Raw genomic sequence first — 3,781 nt, 5'->3', positions numbered from 1 at the left:
CTGCTCTAATTCAAATAGATAGAGAATATTATGATTTGGCAGCATTTAGCTTAGAGCAAAGCTTACAGCTTTTTTTAAAAGCAGCACTCCTTAAACAAGGGCTGGAATATCCTAGAATTCATAGTATTAGAAGGCTTTTAGAACTTATATATGAAGTTACAGGAAAGGAAGAAGTAAAGAATGTTTTGCAAAAGTTTTTAATAGAGCTCGCGCTTCTAGAAGATGTATACATAACTTCTAGATATATTGCTAGAGAATATAGAAAAGAAGAGGTATTTAAAATTAAGGAAGCGGTTGATGAGGTGTTTATGGTTGTCAGAAAGGTTATTAATTGAAGAGGCTAAAAGAAGGGCTGAAATATATGAAAATTTATTATCGTATCTGAAAACAGTATATTATGTAGTTAAAGGTTTAGATAAAAATGCAGAAATCTACATTTTTGGAAGTGTTGCCGATAAAAGGAATCTAATTTCAAGTGACATAGATCTACTTGTTGTAACCGATCTTCCTCCTGAAATTGTAATTGCAAAGCTTTGGGAAAATGGAATAACCGATCCATTTGAAATACACGTTGTAAAAAGTGAAATGCTGAACCTTTATAAACAAAGAACAAAACTAGAAAAAATAGAATTTCTGTTAGAACATAAAGATTTTTAGTTGTTTGTTTAATAACAAATTATAATAACATGCATCAAAAATTATTTAAACTTTTTATTGCTAAAATTGATTATTTATTATTATAATGGTTTTGCAATTTCCTCAATATTTACTGCATCCTTCAAAATGCTTTCCAGATCTCTGTTATGTTTGATCTTAGAATATACATAACAAGTTACTCATTCTATATTTCGTTTAATTTACCAAACGCTTTTTTAATTTTATCATCTTCTATTTTCTTAACTTCACCAAATCTTTTTTCAAGTAGTCTATAAATTTTTCCTTATTTAACGTTTTTGTTTAACCCTTAAATAAGCTTTGTTATATAATGAGGTTTTTGTTTAACCAAAGAAATGATGTAATACGTTTATTTCAGATCCAGATATTATGAAAGATAAATTTTCCAAATGATCGTATGCATATGTTATATATGATGTAAGTAAATTAATTCATTTTGTATTTTAAAAGGTTTATAAACTTTGTATAGCTTTAAGTTTTACTAGATGTAACATATGGTTAAACTAAAATTAAAAATTGGTCCAAAAGGGCAAGTAATAATACCCAAGAAACTTAGAGAGGCATATAAAATAAAAGAGAATGGTTATGTAATAGTTGAAGTCACTGATGATGGATTGATTATAAAGGGCCAACCAGATCTTAAAGAAGTTTTCTCGTGGGTAAGAGAAAGACAGAAAAACTATCAGGTCCAATAGCCAGTCTAGGGGATTTAGCTAATATATATCTTGAAGAGGAGTTTGAGGATTGAAATCTTTTATTGATTCTAGTTTATTCATTTATATTAATGTTAAAGTAACTAATGAGATTATAGATAAGATCGAAAAATTCTTTTCTCATTTAAATAAAAACTACTATCTTTATACAAATGTATTAGTTTTAGATGAAGTTCTTTACATATCTAAGAAAAAGTACAAAGTAGAATATAAAGATACCATGGAATTTATTGATAAGTTCATCATTCCTTATGTTACAATTCTTTGCCTTAGCCAAGACGAATATGAGTTATCAAATATATGTTAGGTTATGGGCTTAAACCTTCTGATGCGTTTCATTTAGCTACGATGAAAAATCATAATATAGAGATTATAGTAAACGAAGATAAAGATTTTGATAAAATAAATGAAATTAAAAGGATATGGCTTTAAATCTTATTTTATTTTCTTAATCTTTATAGCAATATCATATGGATAATACTGATTATTCTCTATTAAGCTTTTCCCGTCTGTTCCTTTAGGAATAGGTAGTCCTAGAGAAGATAAAATAGTAGGAGTAATATCATAATTTGTTAAAGGCTCTTTTAGCGTGATTTTCCTATTATCGATTTTTTCTCCATACGCTATAAATACTCCGTATATGTGATGGTTTGACCTCAAGTCAAATCTTAGCCTTGAGAATGATAAAGTCTGTAAAGCAAAATCTAAATAAATTCTATCAATAAACTTAGGCATTATAATAGCAGAAGGAAATTCTGGATAAAATGAACCCTTAAATAAATCCTCTGTCTTTACAATTTTAATATACTTAGAGATTTCATCTTTATCTATTAATTTCATGTATAGAGCTCTTTGCTTGTCATTTAAAAAATACGAAACCCATACATCAGCTGGATCATGCATATCATATGTTATGCTAAGTTTATCCATTTCTGTTTCATAACCCTTCCAGGCTTCTTCTTGGCTTAATTTATATAATTCATTTCTTTCCCTTAAGACATTGAAATACCTTCTAATTATAGTTTTCTTTATGATAACTCTCATAGGTATTTTAAAAAATAATGATAGCTTATCATTTATGGTATAAAAAGAAGTAAATAAATCATAATTTCTCTTTTTTTCTATCAGTGGTATTAAAGGATTTGCATAGTATCTATATGAGCCTAGGCCGTGATCTGAAACTATGAAAATATTTTTGCTCTTTTTAATTATTTCTCCCAATAGAGAATCTATCATATTCCATATTTCTCTTGATTTTTTCTTAACATTTAGTACCTCATGGGAATCTTTATGAAAAGTCTGATCCGGGAAAGGCAATACAATGGAAACAAAATCATAGTCTTTTTCATTCAGGATATTCTCTAAGCCTTTTATATAAGATTTTGTTTTATCATAAGGATTTAAAGATGGATTAAAGTAATTCAAGTATTTTTTGAGAAAATCAGAATTTGTTTCTACCTTTGGTGCAATTAATGTGTCTGTAATTAAATCCAAATTTTTTGTATACCAGTTACCATTAATTGGCCATGTTAATGGATAATTTATTGATAATGTGCTCAAATCCTTAAATGCTGTTATTTCAAAAACTCTAGGATATTTAACGTCAAAGCTTTGATAATATCTCCACATAGGTTTTCCATTATTGTTATAAATTTTTGTAAAACCCCAAATTCCATGTTTTGCGGGATTAACGCCTGTAGCTATGCTTGTCCATTCTATTGGTGTAACAGGTGGTATTGATATTAAACCGTGTAATTGTCCATTCTCAATAATTTTTCTTAAATTTCTTAACTCCAACTTTTTTAGTGCATTACTAAGTATTTGAGGTGATAGACCGTCAAGGCCTAGCATTATTGATTTCATTTCTTAATACCCTTTTATTTTTAACTTTATCCCTTTTAAATTTTAATGTTAAATAGCTCATCTCTTTCATATACTAAATGATGAGGTCTTCATAATTTTTAAAATATTTATAATATGAATGATATAGTGTGAAAGAAGTGGAAAAGTATTTAAGTGGGCATAAATTCTGATATTAGCAAAAGAAAGGTGAGCGTATGAAAGGTGTTTCGAAAGGAATAATTGCAGTAATAGTTGTTGTAATAATAGTTATTGTAGGAGGGGTAGCTGCTTATTATGCAACTAAAAAACCCTCTGTAACCACTTCTACAACTTCTACTTCTACAACAACATCTATTCCACCTGTAACTTCTACAACCACAACCATAACCTTTAATACAACCACAACATCTATTTCTTCCTTATCTCCAGCTGCAGTCTCATCATATGCAACTGTTGCAGGAACACCAATTAATTTTATCTTCATTTACTCCATCAAGTAATAAATATGCATTGTTTTATCCAGGTAATGGTAAAGTAATAAACACAACATC

The 3,781-nt window shown here is 28.4% G+C and carries 7 protein-coding genes; 6 read left to right on the top strand and 1 reads right to left on the bottom strand.

From position 1 onward, the window contains the following. The 5 genes from ACP5GV_RS07940 to ACP5GV_RS07920 form a co-directional block, all read left to right on the top strand. The coding region (locus ACP5GV_RS07940; protein ID WP_428103239.1) for a HEPN domain-containing protein at positions 1–335 on the top strand (335 nt) is incomplete at its 5' end. Further along, on the top strand, positions 313–657 hold the full coding sequence (locus tag ACP5GV_RS07935) for a nucleotidyltransferase domain-containing protein (protein WP_428069820.1): 345 nt from the start codon (positions 313–315) through the stop codon (positions 655–657). The genes ACP5GV_RS07940 and ACP5GV_RS07935, both read left to right, overlap by 23 nt. Before the next feature lie 512 nt (positions 658–1,169). After that, positions 1,170–1,370 (top strand): AbrB/MazE/SpoVT family DNA-binding domain-containing protein, encoded by a 201-nt coding sequence (locus ACP5GV_RS07930; protein ID WP_428103237.1) that lies wholly within the window; start codon positions 1,170–1,172, stop codon positions 1,368–1,370. A 49-nt stretch (positions 1,371–1,419) separates the two neighbouring features. Beyond that, positions 1,420–1,695: a hypothetical protein gene (locus ACP5GV_RS07925; protein ID WP_428103235.1), complete on the top strand. Its 276-nt coding sequence runs from the start codon at positions 1,420–1,422 to the stop codon at positions 1,693–1,695. Then, entirely contained in the window at positions 1,689–1,820 is a 132-nt protein-coding gene (locus tag ACP5GV_RS07920) for a type II toxin-antitoxin system VapC family toxin (RefSeq protein ID WP_428103233.1), read from the top strand. Before ACP5GV_RS07925 ends, ACP5GV_RS07920 begins: the two co-directional genes overlap by 7 nt. A 3-nt stretch (positions 1,821–1,823) precedes the next feature. On the opposite strand, the gene ACP5GV_RS07915 is transcribed toward ACP5GV_RS07920, so the two are convergent. Next, positions 1,824–3,251, bottom strand: a complete 1,428-nt coding sequence (locus tag ACP5GV_RS07915; RefSeq protein ID WP_428103231.1) for an alkaline phosphatase family protein — start codon at positions 3,249–3,251, stop codon at positions 1,824–1,826. Positions 3,252–3,445: 194 nt separating this feature from the next. Between ACP5GV_RS07915 and ACP5GV_RS07910 the strand changes: the two genes are divergently transcribed. Further along, on the top strand, positions 3,446–3,730 hold the full coding sequence (locus ACP5GV_RS07910; RefSeq protein WP_428103229.1) for a hypothetical protein: 285 nt from the start codon (positions 3,446–3,448) through the stop codon (positions 3,728–3,730). The last annotated feature ends 51 nt before the right edge of the window (positions 3,731–3,781 follow it).

Origin of the sequence: Caldisphaera sp. (assembly GCF_049974385.1) — an archaeon.
Taxonomy (GTDB): Archaea; Thermoproteota; Thermoprotei_A; order Sulfolobales; family Acidilobaceae; genus Caldisphaera.
The sequence above is the reverse complement of the archived record's forward strand: the minus strand, read 5'-3'. Positions and strand labels throughout refer to the sequence as shown.

Coding starts and splice junctions, on each gene's coding strand:
- ACP5GV_RS07920 (WP_428103233.1), top strand. CDS start 1,689: ATGTTAGGTTATGGGCTTAAACCTTCTGATGCGTTTCATTTAGCTACG.
- ACP5GV_RS07930 (WP_428103237.1), top strand. CDS start 1,170: ATGGTTAAACTAAAATTAAAAATTGGTCCAAAAGGGCAAGTAATAATA.
- ACP5GV_RS07910 (WP_428103229.1), top strand. CDS start 3,446: ATGAAAGGTGTTTCGAAAGGAATAATTGCAGTAATAGTTGTTGTAATA.
- ACP5GV_RS07915 (WP_428103231.1), bottom strand. CDS start 3,251: ATGAAATCAATAATGCTAGGCCTTGACGGTCTATCACCTCAAATACTT.